Annotated in this window: 16 protein-coding genes and 1 pseudogene; 9 read left to right on the top strand and 8 right to left on the bottom strand. The window is 63.7% G+C overall.

Annotation, left to right across the window (positions count from 1 at the left end; translation table 11 throughout):
• Window positions 1–100: 100 nt before the first annotated feature.
• A complete protein-coding gene (locus tag JOE60_RS01215; RefSeq protein ID WP_167269121.1) occupies window positions 101–1,765 on the bottom strand; it encodes a sigma-70 family RNA polymerase sigma factor in 1,665 nt (554 codons plus the stop codon).
• 635 nt (window positions 1,766–2,400) lie between these two features.
• Window positions 2,401–2,745 (bottom strand): GNAT family N-acetyltransferase, encoded by a 345-nt coding sequence (locus JOE60_RS01210; RefSeq protein WP_167269123.1) that lies wholly within the window; start codon window positions 2,743–2,745, stop codon window positions 2,401–2,403.
• Between the two features lie 97 nt (window positions 2,746–2,842).
• On the opposite strand from JOE60_RS01210, the gene JOE60_RS01205 reads away from it, so the two are divergent.
• On the top strand, window positions 2,843–3,262 hold the full coding sequence (locus JOE60_RS01205) for a VOC family protein (protein WP_167269303.1): 420 nt from the start codon (window positions 2,843–2,845) through the stop codon (window positions 3,260–3,262).
• Between the two features lie 92 nt (window positions 3,263–3,354).
• Here JOE60_RS01205 and JOE60_RS01200 read toward each other — a convergent pair whose 3' ends face one another.
• From JOE60_RS01200 to JOE60_RS01180, 5 genes and pseudogenes are all read right to left on the bottom strand, one after another.
• The gene (locus JOE60_RS01200) at window positions 3,355–3,747 is read right to left on the bottom strand and encodes a DUF1304 domain-containing protein (protein WP_167269125.1); all 393 of its coding nucleotides are present in this window, start codon (window positions 3,745–3,747) and stop codon (window positions 3,355–3,357) included.
• Window positions 3,748–3,791: 44 nt separating this feature from the next.
• Window positions 3,792–4,673, bottom strand: a complete 882-nt coding sequence (locus JOE60_RS01195) for a class II fructose-bisphosphate aldolase (protein WP_167269127.1) — start codon at window positions 4,671–4,673, stop codon at window positions 3,792–3,794.
• On the bottom strand, window positions 4,673–6,139 hold the full coding sequence (locus JOE60_RS01190) for a GntP family transporter (RefSeq protein ID WP_167269129.1): 1,467 nt from the start codon (window positions 6,137–6,139) through the stop codon (window positions 4,673–4,675). Before JOE60_RS01190 ends, JOE60_RS01195 begins: the two co-directional genes overlap by 1 nt.
• Before the next feature lie 184 nt (window positions 6,140–6,323).
• A pseudogene (locus JOE60_RS01185) lies at window positions 6,324–7,082 on the bottom strand (NAD(P)-dependent oxidoreductase); the annotation flags it as partial.
• Window positions 7,083–7,164: 82 nt separating this feature from the next.
• Window positions 7,165–8,667 (bottom strand): four-carbon acid sugar kinase family protein, encoded by a 1,503-nt coding sequence (locus tag JOE60_RS01180; RefSeq protein ID WP_167269133.1) that lies wholly within the window; start codon window positions 8,665–8,667, stop codon window positions 7,165–7,167.
• Window positions 8,668–8,884: 217 nt separating this feature from the next.
• Here JOE60_RS01180 and JOE60_RS01175 point away from each other — a divergent pair, with 217 nt between their 5' ends.
• The 6 genes from JOE60_RS01175 to JOE60_RS01150 all read left to right on the top strand — a co-directional run bounded on the left by JOE60_RS01175 (window position 8,885) and on the right by JOE60_RS01150 (window position 15,923).
• Window positions 8,885–9,586 carry a FadR/GntR family transcriptional regulator gene (locus tag JOE60_RS01175; RefSeq protein ID WP_167269135.1) on the top strand — a complete coding sequence of 234 codons (702 nt, stop codon included), beginning with the start codon at window positions 8,885–8,887 and terminating at the stop codon, window positions 9,584–9,586.
• A 146-nt stretch (window positions 9,587–9,732) separates the two neighbouring features.
• A complete protein-coding gene (locus JOE60_RS01170) occupies window positions 9,733–11,289 on the top strand; it encodes an ABC transporter substrate-binding protein (RefSeq protein ID WP_167269137.1) in 1,557 nt (518 codons plus the stop codon).
• A gap of 2 nt (window positions 11,290–11,291) precedes the next feature.
• The gene (locus tag JOE60_RS01165; protein WP_167269139.1) at window positions 11,292–12,233 is read left to right on the top strand and encodes an ABC transporter permease; all 942 of its coding nucleotides are present in this window, start codon (window positions 11,292–11,294) and stop codon (window positions 12,231–12,233) included.
• A complete protein-coding gene (locus tag JOE60_RS01160) occupies window positions 12,226–13,071 on the top strand; it encodes an ABC transporter permease (RefSeq protein ID WP_167269142.1) in 846 nt (281 codons plus the stop codon). The genes JOE60_RS01165 and JOE60_RS01160 overlap by 8 nt, the downstream gene beginning before the upstream one ends.
• Window positions 13,064–14,692, top strand: coding sequence for an ATP-binding cassette domain-containing protein (locus JOE60_RS01155; RefSeq protein WP_167269144.1), 1,629 nt, complete (start codon window positions 13,064–13,066; stop codon window positions 14,690–14,692). Before JOE60_RS01160 ends, JOE60_RS01155 begins: the two co-directional genes overlap by 8 nt.
• Window positions 14,670–15,923 (top strand): MFS transporter, encoded by a 1,254-nt coding sequence (locus JOE60_RS01150; protein ID WP_167269147.1) that lies wholly within the window; start codon window positions 14,670–14,672, stop codon window positions 15,921–15,923. The genes JOE60_RS01155 and JOE60_RS01150 overlap by 23 nt, the downstream gene beginning before the upstream one ends.
• Before the next feature lie 26 nt (window positions 15,924–15,949).
• Here JOE60_RS01150 and JOE60_RS01145 read toward each other — a convergent pair whose 3' ends face one another.
• The gene (locus JOE60_RS01145; RefSeq protein WP_239528782.1) at window positions 15,950–16,873 is read right to left on the bottom strand and encodes an AraC family transcriptional regulator; all 924 of its coding nucleotides are present in this window, start codon (window positions 16,871–16,873) and stop codon (window positions 15,950–15,952) included.
• Between the two features lie 195 nt (window positions 16,874–17,068).
• On the opposite strand from JOE60_RS01145, the gene JOE60_RS01140 reads away from it, so the two are divergent.
• Together JOE60_RS01140 and JOE60_RS01135 are read left to right on the top strand one after the other, a co-directional pair.
• Complete coding sequence (locus tag JOE60_RS01140; protein ID WP_167269151.1) at window positions 17,069–17,218, top strand: hypothetical protein; 150 nt, start codon at window positions 17,069–17,071, stop codon at window positions 17,216–17,218.
• A 122-nt stretch (window positions 17,219–17,340) separates the two neighbouring features.
• Window positions 17,341–18,129 (top strand): SDR family oxidoreductase, encoded by a 789-nt coding sequence (locus JOE60_RS01135; RefSeq protein ID WP_167269153.1) that lies wholly within the window; start codon window positions 17,341–17,343, stop codon window positions 18,127–18,129.
• Window positions 18,130–18,134: the final 5 nt, after the last annotated feature.

Raw genomic sequence — 18,134 nt, 5'->3', positions numbered from 1 at the left:
AACCTCACTGGGATAGTGTGGGCAGGCACCGATTCGTGACGCGAAAAATCGAAAAAGTTTTAAAGAATCTTTGGGAGGGCTGCGGATCTCCCCTGGGTCCCTAATTGAACTGGTTCGTGAACGACCTTGAGGTGATGTTCTGACCGCTGAACACGTAGTTCAATGTTCCCCATTCGCCGGGCCCTGACAGGACAGCACCGAACGCGAACTCCAGGTCCCCCGGCTCCAAGGAACCGGTGGCGCACCGGATCCCGCGTTCAGTTTCGTCGCATGTCCACCCACCCGGCACGGTGGCACCTGCGCGGAAGGTGGTCTGGTCCGGGAAGCTGAAATCCACTGTTGCAGGGCCCGGCGGCATTTCGCCCGCCAGGCTGAACCGAACTTTCAGCTCCCGCTGGTCGCTTTCTGCAGCCTCTCCTGCCGAGAAGTCCGCACGGACCGGGCTGCTGGAAGGTGACACCCCTGCAGAACCCTTGGGCTCCGGCGCGGACACTATGGTGCCCGAGTCCACCACAACCACACCGCCCCGCGATGCGGAACCCGGAGGACCTCCGACGGCGGCTGAACCTCCCGCCGTCGTACCGGGTGCTTTCTCCGAATCAGCGGGAGCCGAGGCTGCACTGCCTCCGGGGCTTGGGGAGGTTGACGATCCGGGAGTTTCCCCGCCGGGATTGGGGTCCTGGGCAGAAGCTGGCGGCGCATCCTTGCCTGCGGCGGACTGGGTGGTGCTGTTCGCTGCCGGGTTGCTGTTCCCCGCACCGGATCCCGCGTTCTGTTGCAGGACCCACGCCAGGGCCGCCACCAATGCCATGGCCGCTGCCACTATGGCGATCGTCAGCTTCCACGCCCCACCCATGCTCCCCCGTCCGGCAGGAATACCCTGCACGCGCCGCGGGGCCGGACGTCCCGCGCTGGAAGCAACCGCAGGGCCATGGGTTCCCTGGCCGGCAGCGGTGAGGAAGCCGGGCGTGAACGTGACGCCGGTGATGACCGGGAACAGGATGGCCTTCATGCCGCCCTGGACATCGTTGAGCTCAATCAGCAGGGCAGTGCATTTGGCACACCCCTCGAGGTGGGCGCTCACTTTCTCCTGGGATGTTCGCTTCAAAGCGTTGCGGGCATATTTGCCCAGTTGGCTGGCGTATTCCTCGCAGCCTTCATCCACTGTCCGGGTAATGTGCTGCTGCAGATAGGCTTGCCGCAATCCCTCGCGGGCACGGATGGCCAGCGAGGATACCCCGTTGGGCGAGAGCCCCACAAAGGGCGCCACCGCTGCAGGCTTCAAGCCTTCAATATCCAAGTGCCACAAAACGGCCTGCCACCGTTCCGGCAGGGATTTGAAGGCTTTGGCCATGATCCCCGACTCGAGGTCGCTGAGAACCGGATCGTGGTCCAGGACAGGGGAATCCAGCACAGAGTCGTCCACTGATGTGGGCATCCGGCGGGCTTTGCGGTTCCGGTCGTGGGCGGTCCTCCGCACCACCGTCAGGAGGTAGGACCGAAAGAACTCATCCGGCCCCTTTCCCTCCATCAACTGCTGGAAGATGGAAGCGAAGGATTCAGCCACAACGTCATCGGCATCGCTGGGGTTGTCAGTCTGGGAGCGGGCTACATAAACGGCCACACTGAGATGCCGCTGGTACAGCTCATCGAAGGCCTCCGTGTCGCCCTGCCGGACCATGGCGATAATCCGGGGATCGCCGGCCGCAGCCATGGCAGCGGCCCGGGACGGACCGCCTCCACCGTCCACCATTACTTGATCCATAAACAATAGTGTGACATTACATCGCGTATGACTTGAATCAAACGCTTTAACCCTGTAGATAAGCCCGGCACCCGCGTCACGTTCGGGTGAGAGCTGGCACTAGTAAGTCGAACCCCTCTCAACCCTTCCCAGGAGCCAGGCGAGATTCGTGAAAAACCAGCGCCCCCGAACCCCCTTCAGGCTGATGAAAGCCGCCCGGAAACTGCTTCCGCCTTCCCACCATCCGCGGGCACGTGGCCGGTCCGGGATACTGGCGCGCCATAAGAATTCCGGGCACCTGGTCCTCATCCATGCAGCCGACGCAGCAGTGGCAAGTCCCGGGGAGACCGTGGTGTTTGCGGCGTGGATCTTCAACGATTCAACCAGCCATGTGCGGGACATACGGCTTGTTCCGCGGTCGCTCACCAACGAGGGAATGGAGCGGCTGTGCTACGGCTCTGCACCGCCGGAAGCCGATCTCCGGATCGCGGTCCTGGCACCCGGACAGTCGGTTCTCAGGACGTTTTCCTACGAAGTGACCGAGTCAGACCACCTTCACGGCGGCAGCATCATCAGCGCAATGCAGGTGCTTGGGTCGTGCCGCGGCAAAGCCATATGCGACGAACAGGACGCAGTGGTCTTCCTGGCCGGATCCGTTACTGAGCGGCTGGCTTCTCCGCGGGCCAGTCAACATCCTGCTCATAACCCTCGTGCTTCTTGAGGTAGGCCGCGATGTACGGGCAATGCGGGATGATGCGCTTCCCGGAGGCAACGACGTCGTCCAAGGCAAAATGGGCCAAGACTTTCGCCAGCCCCTGGCCCGTGAACTGAGGCTTGGTTTCCGTGTGAACAAAGTCGATGTGGCCGGGCCTGTCCAGGAACTGGGCTATCACTGCCAGCTCCCCGTCCACGTGAAGCTCGTAGCGGTGAAACTTGTCATTACGCACGGTGGTGACGCCGGGGCGGAACGAGTCTGCCAGTGAATCCGTATGCTCGGTCATGTCTTGAGACTGGCACGTAAATCATGCGGTGGCAACGTGGGCCGTCTACCAGAAGAGACTCTGGACGTTGTCCTCATTCACCGGCATGATCGGAGCCATGACAACCTCCATTTTTGTGAACCTGCCCGTGAGCAACCTCGAGGCTTCGAAGAACTTCTACACGGCGCTGGGCTACTCCATCAACCCCAACTTCACCGATGAAACCGCGGCCTGCGTGGTCATCAGCGACACCATCTATGCGATGCTCCTGACCCACGCCAAGTTCAGCGAATTCACCAAGAATCCCATTGCGGACACCAAGTCATCCACCGCGGCGATCGTGGCGCTCTCGGCCGAGAGCCGTGAAGCCGTGGATGCCGTGGCCTCCAAGGCCCTTGAAGCAGGGGGAACCGAGACCTACGACGCCCAGGATCACGGGTTCATGTACAGCCGTGCGTTCAAGGACCTGGACGGCCACCACTGGGAAGTGCTCTGGATGGACGAGGCCGCGGCCCAGTCCGGTCCCCCGGAGTCCTAGGCCAAGCTGTTCCGTTGCCGGCCCGCGATTCCGTCGCGGGCCGGCGACGGAATCGCGGGTGAGCGAAGGAACAGCGGGAAACCCGCGGAGAATCAGGCCAAGGTCAGTGCCAACACGCCCAGCAGAACGGCCAGGAGAGGCGTCGTGCCCTGGATAGTCGCCGGCCTGAGGTTCTTCTTGCCACTGGCAGCCAGGACCAGCGCAGCCAAAAGCATGGAGCCGCAGCAGCTGAAGATCAACGTCCAGCCCACCTGCGGAGCACCGGCAGCCACCGCGACGATTCCAATCAACGCGCCAAGGGCCAGGAACAGGTTGTAGAAACCCTGGTTGTAGGCCAACGGCTTGGTGGTTTCGGCGTCAGCCTGGGAGGCGATGTTGAACGTCTTCCAGGTTTTGGGCTTGGTCCAGTTAATGGACTCCATGGTGAAGATATAGATGTGGAGGAGTGCGGCAACCGCTGCGAAAATAAGGGAGGCCAGGATCATGTTCCGATCCTAGCCTCCCCTTGTCCCGTGGTCCGGTGCCGCGCTCAGTGATTTGCGCTGAGCAACTCCAGCGTGGTCCCGGCAAACGTTGATGCCGAGCTGTTCCAGCGGGCCAGCAATCCCTGGAGGTTCTCCCCGTCCGCGCGGTGCGCGGAGGTTTCAGTCTCAAGAGTGGTCAGAATTCCGGTGCGCAACTCCGTGTTGAAGTTCACCTTGCCCACGTTCATGGATGGTGCCTTGGCGAGCTCATCAGCGGGGATGCCGGATGCGCCGTGGAGCACCAACGGCACGTCGGTCTTGGCTGCAACATCCTGCAGCACGTCCCAGCGGATATTGGGCTCCCCCTTGTACTTGCCGTGTACGTTTCCCACGGCAATGGCCAGTAGCTGCGCACCCGTTCGCTCCACGAAGTCAGCCACCTGCGCAGGGTTGGTGAGCCCCGCAACTGGTGTACCGGCGTCGTGCGCTGAATCATCGGCACCGAACGCCTTGTCCTCGTCCCCCGCAAGGCCGCCAAGCTCCGCTTCGATCACGACGGCGGAAGCCCCTTCCGCGTCCAGCGCGGCACGGACTTGGCGGACCAGGGCGATGTTGTCCTCATAGGGCAAGGACGAACCGTCAGCCAGGACCGCGTCCGCGCCGGCGGCCACAGAATCCAGGATGATCTGCAGATCGGAGGCGTGGTCCAGTTGGACCGACACCGGCACATCAGCAGAGTCAGCCAACCCGCGCAGGGCCGCAATGAGCCGGAGCCCGTTGGAGGTGGCCGCCGTTTTGGGTGCCACCAGCAGGATCACACCCAAGCGCGCTTCCTCGGCGGCCGCCACCACTGCCAAAGCCGTGGTGAAGTCGTAGCAGGTGAAAGCCGGAACTGCGGAGCGGGAGGCCAGCGCAGAGCCGACCAGGGAGTCCAGGGAAGTGCGCATCAGTGTGCCAGGCCTCCCACAAGGATCCAGGCCACGTAGGTGAGGACAAAGCCGGCCAAGCCAAGGATGGTGGTGAGCACGGTCCACGTCTTGAGGCCGTCGGACACTGTGAGGCCGTAGTAGCGGATGACTGTCCAGAAGCCTGCGTCGGTCACGTGTGACAGGCCCAGTGCGCCGAAGCCGATGGCGATCACGATCACTGCGATCTGGGCGGGCGTGTAGCCGCCTTCCATGACGGCGGACGTGAGCAGGCCGGTGGTGGTCACAATAGCTACGGTTGCCGAACCCTGTGCGGCGCGGAGTGCCAGGGAGATGATGAAGCCCAGCACGATGACCGGGAGCCCCAGGCTGTCCAGGGTGTGGGACAGTGCGGCGCCAATGCCGGAGGTGCGAAGGACTTCACCGAAGACGCCACCAGCTGCAACCACCATGAGGATGGATGCGATGGGAGGCAGTGCGCCTTCGAAGATCTCGCCGGTCTCCTTGAGCGACCAGTTGCGGCGGACCGCCAGCAGGAAGAAGGACAGGGCCACGGCCACCAGGAGGGCAAAGAACGGGTTGCCGATGAAAGTGGCCACGCCGAACCAGTAGTTGTCCTTGGGGATGGTCAGCGTGCCCACCGTACCCAGGAGGATCTGAACGATCGGGGCGGCGATCAGGAACATGATCAGGCCCGGACGGGGAGGAGCGATGGCGCGGGCGCCGGGACCGTCATGGCCCACGTGGACCAGGGAATCGGAACCGAATTCTTCCACCTGCTGCTTCACGCCGGGAAGGAGCTCGTATTCCTTGCGGTTCATAATGCTGGCAACCCAGTAGGACAGGAAGCCCAGCGGGATGCAGATAATCAGGGAGATCATGGTGATGAGCCCGATGTCGGCACCGAACACACCGGCACCGGCAACAATGCCCGGGTGCGGCGGCACCGCAACGTGGATGGACAGCATGATGCCCGCCATGGGGAGGCCGAACTTGATGGGGTGGACCTTGGCGATCTTGGCGAAAGCATAGACGATCGGCACCAAGACGATCACGCCCACCTCGAAGAACACGGGGATGGCCACCAGGAAGCCCACGGCCGTCAGGGCCACTGCTACCCGCTTGGCACCCAACTTGTCCGTGAAGTGGGTGGCCAGGGACTGGACGCCACCGGACACCTCAATCATCCGGCCCAGGATGGCGCCAAGGGCGATCAGCAAAGCCACCTTGCCCATGGTGCTTCCCACGCCGTTGGTCACCACGGTGAAGATGTCCTTGAGCGGGATCTGGGCGGCTACACCCACCAGGATGCTGACGGCCAGCAAGGCAACAAAAGCTTGGATCTTGAAGCGGATGATCAGCACCAGCAGAAGGGCGATGCCCGCCGCTGCGATGGTCAGGAGCAGCGGGGTACCCAGCTCCACTGCGGGCTTGATGGCCGGCGCGTCTGCGGCGCTGACCATCAGCGAGTTGATGAGGGGATTCATTGGGGGTGTCTCCTTTGACGTACCAGTTACATGATGACTGGTGGGAGGTGCGACGACGACGAAGGGGGGACCGCCGTCGTCGCGGTTCTTATGGGGGTCAGGCGGTGCGCTTGGTGGGCGCAACAACCTTGATGACGGCGGAATCGTCGGCAGCGGCGAGGCCCTGGGCCTGGCCCAGCAGGTAAAGCTGTTCGGCAGCAGCGGCAACGGGCGCGGCGAGGCCGGCTGAACGGGTGGCCTTGCCCACGATGCCCATGTCCTTGACGAAGATGTCCAAGCGGCTGAGGACCTCGGCGCCGTCCTCCGTGTACGCCTCAAGGATGCGCGGGCCACGGTTGGACAACATGAACGATCCGGCGGCTCCGGCCTCCAGCGCAGCCAGGGTCTTCGCCTGGTCCAATCCCAGTGCGTCCGCCAAGGCCATGGCCTCGGCTGCGGCAGCAATGTGGACGCCGCACAGCAGCTGGTTGACGGTCTTGAGTGCCTGGCCATCGCCCGGCTTGTCGCCCACGATGCTCAGGGTGGAGGCCAGGAGTTCCAGGGCCGGGCGGGCCTTCTCCAGCGCTTCAGGCTCGGCGCCCACAACGATCAGCAGGTCGCCTTCGCCGGCGCGCTTGGGGCCACCGGACAGCGGGGCATCCACCAGTGCGACGCCGTACTCGGCCAGCTTGGCGACAGTGGCCGGGATGGCTTCGGTGCCAACGGTGCTGCCGAGGATCACGACGGCGCCCGGCTTCAGCACGCTGGCCACACCATTCTCGCCAAACAGGACGTCGTTGAGCTGCTCACCGTTGCGGACCGCGAGCAGGAGGGCGTCGGCGCCCTGGGAGGCTTCCCGCGCGGAAGCGAAGGTCTTGATGCCGGCTTCAGCAGCGAGCTCCAGGCGGGGCTCGGCGATGTCGAATCCGTGGACAGTGAGCTGCGAGGCCAGACGGGTTGCCATGGGCAGGCCCATGGCGCCGAGGCCCAGGACGGTGATGGTGTAGTTGCTGCTGGTCATGGTGTTCTCCATTGAATGTGTGCTTTTAGAAAGTGGCGCTGAGCTTGCGGGTGACCTGGGTCAGGGACTGGTCGTCACCCACGTTGCCGGCGAAGACGATGTAAGGGATCCCCTTGGCGGGACCGTCCACCGGCTCCCACAGGGACACGATGCCCGGCAGCATGGGGCCACGGACAATGGCGTGACGGATTTCAAGGCCATGGGCGGCTACGTCAGAGGAGGTGATGCCGCCCTTGGCGATGACGAACCGCGGCGGGAAGGTTTTGAGCGTCCGGTTCACCACGGCCACGACGGCGGCAGAGACTGTGCGGGCGATCTTCAGGCTTGCTGCGGGATCGTCGGTTTTGATGAGCAGGCGGCTGGTGTGGACAATCACGTCGCCCTTGTGAAGGGCTTCGACGACGTCGGACACGACGGTTTCAATGTAGGCGTCGGCTTCTGCTTCGCCCTCGGTTTTGGTTCCGGCAATGAGCTTCTCGACGTCGATCTCGATGATGCGCGCCGAGCTGTGCTGCGAGGTCAGGTCGTTGAGCTGGCGGGTGGTGAGTCCAACGTGCGAGCCCACCACAATCAGGCCCCCAGCTGTGGAGGGAGTGTTGCCGGCGTACGCCTCTTCAGAGGTCAACGCGGTGCGGATTTCCTGGCCCAGGCGGCCGCGGACAAAGGGAGGACCCACGCGGTAGAGGAGTTTCTTGCCGCGTCGTTCTGCCTCATCAAGTCCCAGCGCCAGGGCTCGGAAGTCGTTCTCGGTGACAATATCAGCCACGATCGGGGTGGAATCGGTGGCGGCCTCCAGGGCATCGGCAATAGCCTTGGCGGAGATTGCGGGATCGCCTGCTGCTGCTCCGGCGCGGATGATGTTCAGGTCCAGGACGATCACCTCGCTGGCCGGGAAGCGGCCCTGGGACTTTTCCTCCACATATTTGGCCATCTCGGAGTTCGCGAAGCCGAAGGAGGCATCCTTGGCGAATTCCGTCTCAGCCACGGGAGTCAGTGCGCCGGCGTCGGCGCGCATGTAGTGCACACCGCCAATGGTGACGCGGCCGGCGTCGGGGAATGCCGGGACAATCACCACACCGTCGGTGGTTTCGCCGGTCTCGGCGGCCACGGTGGCTGCAATGACGTCCGGCTCCAACGGGTAGTGGCCCCGGAGGGTGGAGTCGCTGCGGCTGACAAAGCCCAGCGCCAGGCCTGCGGGTGCTGCGGCGGCCAGTGCGTTACGGACGATTTCCTCGTTGCGGGCCGCGGCTTCTGCCGGGTCCAGGCTCCGGGTGTTGGTCAGCACGTAAACGGCCGGGTTGGTTTGCTGCTCCTTGATGTGGGCAAAGGCCCAGGAGAAGTCCGCCACCTCCCAGCGGGTGAGGACAGCCAGGTCCGCAACGGACTGTGTGCCGGTGGGGTCGTCATCAAGGACAACCAGGACGCGGGGCTTGGTGGTCGAGGATGCGGCAACGGCATCTGCCACCAGCTGTGCAGGGATCTGGACTTCCGCAGGGAAGGCGGCCAGAACGTCGGCTTCTAGGGTCACTGTGCACTCCATCGTGGGCACTCCATTAGTGGAGAATTCTGTTGCGGTTTCATGAATGTAAGATGTCTGACATCTAACATTTGATTGTTAGTGTGACACACGGCTCTTCCCGACGCAAGGTGCCCTCCCTTACCGGGCGCCACGCCAGCGTAAGATGTCAGACATCCAGCCAGCCTCTGGACATTGGGGGCCGGCGGGAGTGGAGAAACGGGGATACATGGCACGCAAGTCACTGGTCGGCGTCGTAGCTGATGAGTTGCTGGACCGCATCGTAGCGGGCGAGTTTCCGCCAGGAACGGTGGTGCCCGGCGAACTGGAGCTCAGCGCCCGCCATGAGGTGAGCCGCATGACCGTGCGGGAAGCTATGAAAACCCTGGAAGCCCAGCGGATCCTCAGCGTGGAACGCGGGCGTGGGACCTTCGTCAATCCCCTGAACCAGTGGGCTTCGCTGGAGGCCGTCCTCAGGGCCGCCTCAGAAGGAACCAAGGACGCGGTGGCTGCCATTCAGCTCATTGAGCTCCGCCGCATGCTGGAAACCGGAGCCTGCGAGTTGGCCGCGGAACGGATCTCCGATGAGGAACTCCGCACCCTCCACCGCCACGTTGAGAACATGCAGAACGCCCATGAGGCCAATGACCTCGCTGCGTTCGTGGAGGCCGATCTCGCCTTCCACGACGTCATCCTCCACGCCTCCGGCAATGTGTTCGTTGCCGTCCTGTTCGAACCCCTGCACCGGGTCCTGGAAGCCCGCCGCGCGCAGACCTCGGCCGTCCGCGAGATCCAGGAACACGCAATCGGCCACCACCGGAAGATCGCGGCGGCGCTGGATTCGCGCAACCCCCACGAGGCCCGGCTTGCCATGGACGCGCACATGCAGCAGACCCTGGATGACCTGAAGACGTACGTGCTGGAGGCGTAGCCGCCAGCGGCGCAGGCTCTCCGACGGCGGGGCGTTACGCTCCGAATTTTGTCTTGTAACTTAGGTGAACCTAAACTAAGTTGCGGCCTCCAGGCCGCACTTCCCCCGCCTGCAGCGTCCGCAGGCGCCCTCACCCAGGTGGTTTTATGCGATTCTCCCTGCCTGCCTCCGTCTCCTTGGGACTGGCAGCCCTCCTCGCCCTGACCGGTTGCGGTTTCACGGGTACCAACACGGGTACCAGCCAGCCGACGCAGGTTGCTGACAAAGAGCAACGGATCGTGGTGGACAACTTCCGCGCGCCTGTAGCCAACTGGGCACTCGAGAGCGATTCCGCTTACATCCTTTCCCTCTCCGGCTGTTTGGAAACGCTGACGCGTTTTGACCAGGCCGAAGGCAAGATCGTGCCTTCGCTGGCCACGGAATGGAAACAAACATCGCCGCTGGATTGGGATTTCACCATCCGCGAGGGCGTCACGTTCCAGGATGGCAGCCCACTGACAGCCGAGGCGGTGGCCGGGTCACTGCAGCACGTCCTGAAGGCCTCAGTACCGGCCAGGGCGTTCAACCCGAAGGTGATCAGCAGCGTCACCGTTCAGGACGAGCGTACGGTCCGCATCAGCACCCCTGCGGAGAGCCCTCTGGTTCCGTATCGCCTGGCCAGTGTCAACGCCGGAATCCTGTCCCCCGCAGCTTTCGAAGGCGCAGCAGTTGACCCCTTCAGGCACTGCACTGGGCCCTTCACGCCCGTCTCGGAAAAGGCCAAGCAGTCCTTGACCCTGGATCGGAACCCCAATTACTGGGGTGGGGAGGTCCTGCTGGCCGGCGCCGAAGTGCGTTTTGTCACCGACGGAGCCACCCGCGCTACCCAGATCCAGACGGGCGAAGCTGACATCTCCATGTCCATCCCGGTCTCCGGGCTGTCCGCGATTGAAGGCGACAGCAACGTCAAGGTTCTCAAAGCAGACTCCCCCCGCACGGCAACGCTTTACATGAACAATGGCAAAGCACCGTTCGACACCGTTGAATTCCGCCAGGCCGTGACCAAAGCACTGGACCTTGAGGCCCTCGCTGCCAGCGTCTACGAAGGCGCCGCTGTTCCCGCCAGCGGCCCGTTTGCGCCTTCAGAGCCTTGGGCCGGCGAAAAACAGGGCGCTCCGGCAAAGGACGTGGATGCGGCCAAGAAGCTCCTGGCAGATGCCGGTTACACCGCGGGGCGACCGTTGGAAATCATCGCTATCGTCGAGCGCGCAGAGTTCGCCGATGTTGCCGCAGTCATCCAGGACAACCTCAAGGCAGCCGGGATTCCGGTGAGCATCAAGACCAAGGAATATGCCGCCGTCGAGCCTGATTTGTTGTCCGGGAACTACGACATGGTGCTCAGCCAGCGCAACCGGCTGATTGACATCGCCGATCCCATCGGCTTCCTGACCGCCGACTACACCTGCGACGGCACGTACAACCTCAGCCACTTCTGCAACAAGGATTACGACGCCCTCATCGCCAAGGCCTCCAAGACGGCTGACTCTGAAGAGCGCTACGCCCTGTATGCACAGGCTGGAAAAATCCTGAAGGACCAAGCCGTGAATGTGTGGCTTGTCAACGAGCAGGCAATCGACGCCGTGCGTTCCAACGTCATGGGCCATGCCCAGGACCCCCTGGCCCGCTACGTGCTCAGGGCGCAGACCGCGAAGCCCGCCTCCTGACCATGATCCGGTTCCTCGCTCGACGGACAGCGGCCCTGGTGGCCGCTGTCCTTCTTGCGTCCTTCGCAGTGTTCCTCATCCCCTACCTGACTCCGGGAGATCCGGTCCGCAAGATCATCCGTTCCCGGGTGGCCGGAGACGTGATCGACGATTCAGCCGTGCAGGCCCTGTCCGCCGAGCTGGGCCTCCAGGACCCTTTGTGGACTCAGTATCTGCGATGGCTCGGCAGCCTCCTCCGCGGCGACATGGGACTGTCCTATTCCAGCCGCACGCCGGTAATCGACCAAGTCCTGCCCGCACTGGGCATCACGCTCTCCATAGTGATCCTGACCCTGGTGGTAGCCGCGGCGGCGTCATTGGCCCTGGGAGTTACCGCCGCGCTGAACGAAGGACGGATGCTGGACCGCAGCATCAGTGCCGTGACCCAGGCATTCATCGCTGTGCCGGAATACTGGCTTGCCCCGATGCTGGTCCTGGTGTTCTCCCTGCAGCTTGCGTTGCTCCCCTCTGCCGGGTGGGCGGGCCCAACCTCGGCAGTCCTTCCCGTAGCCGTCCTGGCGCTTCGGCCCACCAGCTTCTTCACTTCCGCTGTCCGGGAAGGCGTTCTCCAGTCCTTGACTTCGGAGCACGTGGCAGCTGCGAGGAGCCGGGGCATGTCCCGGGCTGCCACTGTGGCCAAGCACGTCATCCCCAACGGGCTGCTTCCCCTGACCACCACAGTGGCCATCTGGTTTGCTGGCCTGCTGGGCGGCTCCGTGATTGTGGAAGTCATGTTCTCCATACCGGGCATGGGCCGGCTCATGTTCGACGGGGTGATCAACAGCGACATTCCGATCGCCCAGGGGGCAGTAGTGGTGGTGGTGACATTCGCCGTCCTGCTCACCACCATCGCCGATCTGGTCCACACGCTCCTCAACCCACGAATGAGGTCCACCGTTGCGTAGACTCCCCCTGCACCTGTGGATCGCCTGCGCCATCCTGGCAGTTATTGTGCTGGGCGTGCTCCTGGCCCCGTGGATCTCCCCCTACCCGCCCGCGGAACAAAACCTTGCCACGCGCCTGGCTGCACCCGGCGCCGGTCACCTGCTGGGCACCGACCACTTGGGCAGGGACACCCTGAGCCGGTTGCTCGACGGCGGTCGGTTCTCCCTGACGCTCGCGGCGCTGGCCACCGTGATCACCGCCGTCGCCGGTACGGCCATTGGCGTCCTCAGCGCACGGCGGCGGGGTTGGCTGGATGAGTTCCTCACCCGCACCAACGATGTCCTGTTGGCCATGCCGGAAATGGTTGTCGCGTTGTTTTTGGTCGCAATCCTGGGGACGGGTTACCCGTCTCTCCTGCTGGCATTGACGGTCACGGGCTGGACTCCCTTTGCCAGGCTTGCGCGTTCGCTGGCGCTGGATGTTTCAGCCCGCGGTTTCGTGGAAGCAGCGCATGTGCTGCGGTGCCCGCCGTCGTTCATTGTGATGAAGCACATCATCCCGCACTTGGCCGCTCCCCTGCTGGGCCAGGCCACCCTTCGCTTTGGCCACTTCCTGATCAACGTGGGCGCACTGTCTTACCTGGGGCTCGGCGTTCAGCCGCCGCAATCGGACTGGGGATCCATGTTGGCAGCCGCACAGCCCTACGCAGCCCGGGCACCCATGACCATTTTGGCTCCCGGCCTGGTGATCTTTGCCGTGGCGCTGTGCGTAACCCTCCTGGGACAGCACCTTTCGCGGACATCCCGGCTGACTCCGGCCCAGGTCCTTGCTCCGGAGGCGGTGCCGGCCCATGCATAACGGGCTCGTCATAGAGGGCCTCCATGCGGGGCTGCGGGATTCCCCTTCTTCCCCGGACATTCTGCATAACGTCTCCCTGCACGTGGAACCGGGAGAATTCGTTGCCCTGGTGGGAGCATCGGGCAGCGGCAAGACCATGACCTCCTTGTCCGTCACCGGGCTCCTCCCCGGAAACGTGGCGATCCGATCCGGATCCATCCGCCTGGCCGGGTCAGAACTGCGCGGCCTCAGCGAAGGTGAACTCAACCGACTGCGCGGTGGGCGGATCGGTATGCTGCATCAGCAACCACGGCGGATGTTCAACCCACGAATGACAGTGGAACAGCATATCCGCGAGCCGCTGAAGCTGCACCGCGGCCTGCGGGGACGCGATGCCCACGCCGAAGCCCTCCGGCTGTTGGCCGATGCCGGCTTCGAATCTCCTGAAAGTGTTGCGGGATCGTACGCCCACGAGCTGTCAGGAGGTATGGCCCAGCGGGCCATGATGGCCGTTGCCATGGCCGGGAAGCCCGAACTCCTTCTGGCCGATGAGCCCACCTCCGCCTTGGACAAAACCCTGGAACGCCAGATCTTTGAATTGCTGGATCAGCAGCGGCGAAACCATCATCTGGGCGTTCTGTGCATCACCCATGACCTGGCCACAGTCTCGGCTTTCGCCGACAGGGTGATCCTCATGGATGATGGTCGCGTGGTGGAAGAGGGACCCACCCGTACTGTCCTGACCTCCCCGCAGACGCACTGCAGTACGTGGGAACTCCTCCAAGCCTCGGCCCTCGATCCACGGACGGACCAGAATCCGGTGAGGGCCGCCGAAAGCCCCGGAACCCCAATCCTGCAAGCGGAAGCTGTGACCAAGACTTTCCCCACCGGTTTCCGCAAGAGAACGGCGGCGCTCAGTGACGTGACGTTGCGCGTGAGCCAGGGCGAGGTCCTGGGCATTTTGGGCCAGTCGGGCTCCGGCAAGAGTACTTTGGCCCGGCTCCTGGTGGGTTTGGGGACCCCGGACTCCGGGACAATCACGGCGGCTCCTGGTGCGGGAGTGCAGCTTGTTTTCCAGGAACCCTACGACGTCTTCGATCCACGGATGACACTCGCCGACAGCCTTGAGGCGCCTTTGCTCCGGAGCCCGGCGACGGCAGAACAACGCATCCAGCGGGTGCGCCAGGTGGTCGGTGAAGTGGAGCTGGACCCCGCGATACTGAACCGCCGCCCCGGGCAGTGCTCCGGAGGCCAGTTGCAGCGGCTCACCATCGCCAGGGCCCTTCTGCTGGAACCTGCCGTCCTGATCTGTGACGAAGCGACATCTGCCTTGGACGCCATTACCCAGCGGAAAATCCTCGATCTCCTGCTCAGGCTGCATCGGAACCGGGGGATGTCCCTCATCATGATCTCCCACGACATGAACGTCATCCGCTACATGAGCCACCGCGTGGCCGTGTGTTATCGCGGGGAGGTAGTGGAGATGGCCACCGTGGGAGAGTTCTTCACCAATCCGCAGCACGAGCACAGCAAACAACTGGTTTCCGCGGTTCTTCCGCTTCCCCGGGCCGTTTCTCCCGTGGACAGGCCCGGGACCGACCCCGACGGGAGAAGCTTCCGTGGCGCGCCTGTCACGTCCTGAAACATCCACGCTCCTGGGCGCCCAGCTGGTCTTCAACATCGGTTTCTACGCAGTGGTTCCGTTCCTTACCACCGCGTTGTCCGGTGAATACGGCATGGGAGCCGCCGCCGTCGGCCTGGTGTTGGGTGCCCGCACCTTCAGCCAGCAGGGCATGTTCCTGCTGGGCGGAATGGTGGCCGACCATTGGGGGGCGAAACGTTCAATCCTGCTCGGCTGCCTGGTGCGCATCACCGGTTACCTCACACTGGCTCTTGCCGCTGATTTCCCCGGATTTCTCCTGGGGGCAGTGCTTACCGGTGCAGGGGGTGCGCTGTTCTCTCCTGCACTGGAATCACAGCTGTCCACAGCGGACGACCTCGACGAATCCCAGCCGAGAAAACGCTCCGTCTTTGTGTGGCTGGCGCTGACAGGAGAATTCGGGGCCTTGGTGGGACCCCTGCTCGGAGCAGCACTGATGGGCTGGGGTTTCGACGCCGCGTTGGCTTTCGGAAGCGGTATTTTCGCCATCGTCACGGTCCTGCTCTGGCTCCGGTTACCCTCCACGCCAGGAGGGACATCACCAGAGCCGCTCACCCGCCGGAACTTTGCCATACCCGAGGCCGTGCGGAACCGGCTCTTCCTGGGATTCTGCGTCCTCGTCAGCATAAAAATGGTGGCCTACAACCAGCTCTACTTCACCATTCCCTTGGCACTTGCCCGGCTGGGACTTGGCGAGGGGTGGTTGGCTGGAATGTTCCTCATGGCATCCGTCCTGACGCTCCTCCTGCAGATTCCCGTGTCGGCAGCTGTCCGGAGGCTGGGGGAAGCCCGGGCCATGTCCGCGGGTTTTTCGCTCCAGGGAATCTCCTTCCTGCTTGCGGCAGGTGCCGGCGTGGTGTCCGGACCCAGCGGCGATCCCTTCGGAAGCGGCGCCTTCGCGATGATGGCGGTCTCGGTGGCCCTCCTGATTCTGGGGCACATGAGCCTCACACCCACCATCCTTTCCGTCATCCCACGGTTCGTCCCTTCCGAGGCCACCGGCCGCGGCTCCTACTACGGCCTGGCCGCTAGCTGCGGGGGACTCGCCGTCTTGCTGGCCAACGCTGCGCTGGGGCTGGTACAGACTCTGGCCGGGCAGTCGGGATGGGGAGCAGGCGCTTCCTGGCTGCTGCTGTTCGCGGTGTCCGGTATTGCCGCCGTCGCGATTCCTTCCGTCCTGCCGCGAAGGCTTCCAACGGGCGCACGGCCCTGAACCGGCAGGAGCAGGGCCAGCAGCCGTCAGCGGCGCAGGCTCTCCGACGGCAGCTCCCCGAAGGTTTTCAAGTACAGTGCCGAAAAACGGCCCTGATGGGTGAAGCCGCAAAGTTCGGCAATGGCTGTGACGCTTTGCTCCCGCGGATCAGCCTCCAGCAACATCCCCCGGGCGCGGTCCAGCCGGATACTCCGCAGCAATTCCGACGGCGTTGCGCCGACTTCCGCCCGGAGCGCGGTCTGCAACGTCCGGACCGATACGCCCAGGCACTCGGCGATGTCCGGCACTGTCAGGTCCTCGGAAGCATGGCGCTCCAGCAATTCCCGGCATTCCCGGACCAGCCGGCTTTCAGGCTCTGCCTCCTTGGCATCGCCCTCCGGCGAATTCATGGCCATCAGCAACCGGGACACCATGCTGTCAGCCAGCAAGCCCTGCACGAACACGGGAGCCGTGGACTGCGGCTGGCTGATCATGTCGTCATGAAGCTCGACGACGGACCTCAGGAATGCGCGGCCGGCGCCGCCCGTCAGGTCCATGCCGTAGCCCAGGTCCACTGCATTATCGCCATAGAGTTGGCCCGCAACACGCTCCACGGCTGAGCGGCGTACATACACGATCAAGTGCGGGCTTCCACCGCTCCAGCTCATGGAGAACGGCCGGTCGATCGGCGGGACAGTCGCCATCTTCGGGCTTGATTCCACCGCACTGCCGCCAACCTGCATGGACGCGTGTCCGGCCAAGGGAATCTGCACCAAATGGAAGTCCTTCAGGCCTTCGGGTTCAATGCGGACATCCGCGCCGTAGTCCAGGAATTCAATGCCCACGTCCCCCCGGTGCAGGGAACGCAGCTTCATATCCACCGCGGCCGTCCGGGTCCGCGGCGCGAGCTCATGGCTGCAGAACAACTCGGCGATCCTGGCATGTGCCTCGTCAACGTCGGAGGTGGCCATTGTTGGGCGCCCCCGCAGAACGTCGCGGGAAAGAATCCTCACCATGCAGGCACCCACTCCAGTGTTTTGCGCTTTTCGGATGTTCAAAGCGCCGCGCGGATATTCCGGATCTCGGCGACTGCCTAGAGTCGCATTCAGGACAAGTATGACGCAGCTCACACCACTGCAAAAGCGCTGAAAGCGAGGTGAGGACACATGAAAAACATCAAGCTGGTTCACGGCAGGCGCGAGGACCGGGATCGGGACCACTTTGAACTCTGGGCAGAGGAGCTCCAAGCCAAGGAAATCCAGCTCACGTCCGCGGCCTGGGTTGGCTGGCAGGAAGAGGAGGAAGACCCTGCGTGATTCGGATGCTGCCCGCGCCAAGTGGATATCCCGCCCCTGGCCCACTGCCTAAAGTCAGTCATGGAACCACCGTGACGCACGTCATAATCACGCAACATTGCATCAATCGGAAAGGTTTGGCCATGTCAGGACTCGCAGGCAGGACAGCAATCGTCACCGGCGGAGCAACCAAAATCGGCCTGGGAGTGGCAAGCGCCCTCCGCGACGCCGGCGCCACCGTGGTGGTGGCGGATATAGCGCCCGACGGCGAAACGCTCACCAAGGCACTGGGGGACGGCATCCACTACTCCCACACGGACATCACGGACGATGCCGCCGTCGCCGGACTCCTGGAGGAGACCACAGCCCGGAACGGCGGCCTGGACATCCTGGTCAACCTTGCCTGCACCTACAAGGACGATGGAGCAGGATCGGGCCGGGCGGACTGGCTGGATGCGCTCAACGTCAACCTGATCAGCGCCGTGGTGGCAAGCAACGCCGCACGTCCCTACCTCAAGGCCTCCGGCCATGGGGCAATCATCAACTTCACCTCCATCTCCAGTTCCGTGGCCCAAACCGGCCGATGGCTCTACCCGGCCAGCAAGGCAGCTCTGGTCCAGGTGACCCGCAGCATGGCCGTTGATTTTGCGCCGGACGGCATCAGGGTCAACTCGGTGAGCCCCGGGTGGGTGTGGAGCAACATCATGGACTCCCTCAGCAACGGAGACCTGGAGAAAACCGATTCCGTGGCCGCACCGTTCCACGCACTCAAGCGTGTGGGGCGTCCCCACGAAATAGGAGACGTGGTGGCATTCCTCGCCGGCGACCAGGCCAGCTTTGTCACCGGCGCCGATTGGGCAGTGGACGGCGGCTACTCAGCACTGGGTCCCGAACGCGCCGAAGAAGCCATCCCGCTGCTTGCAGCCAACTGAAATTT

Origin of the sequence: Paenarthrobacter ilicis, from assembly GCF_016907545.1 — a bacterium.
GTDB lineage: Bacteria > Actinomycetota > Actinomycetes > Actinomycetales > Micrococcaceae > Arthrobacter > Arthrobacter ilicis.
The sequence above is the reverse complement of the archived record's forward strand: the minus strand, read 5'-3'. Positions and strand labels throughout refer to the sequence as shown.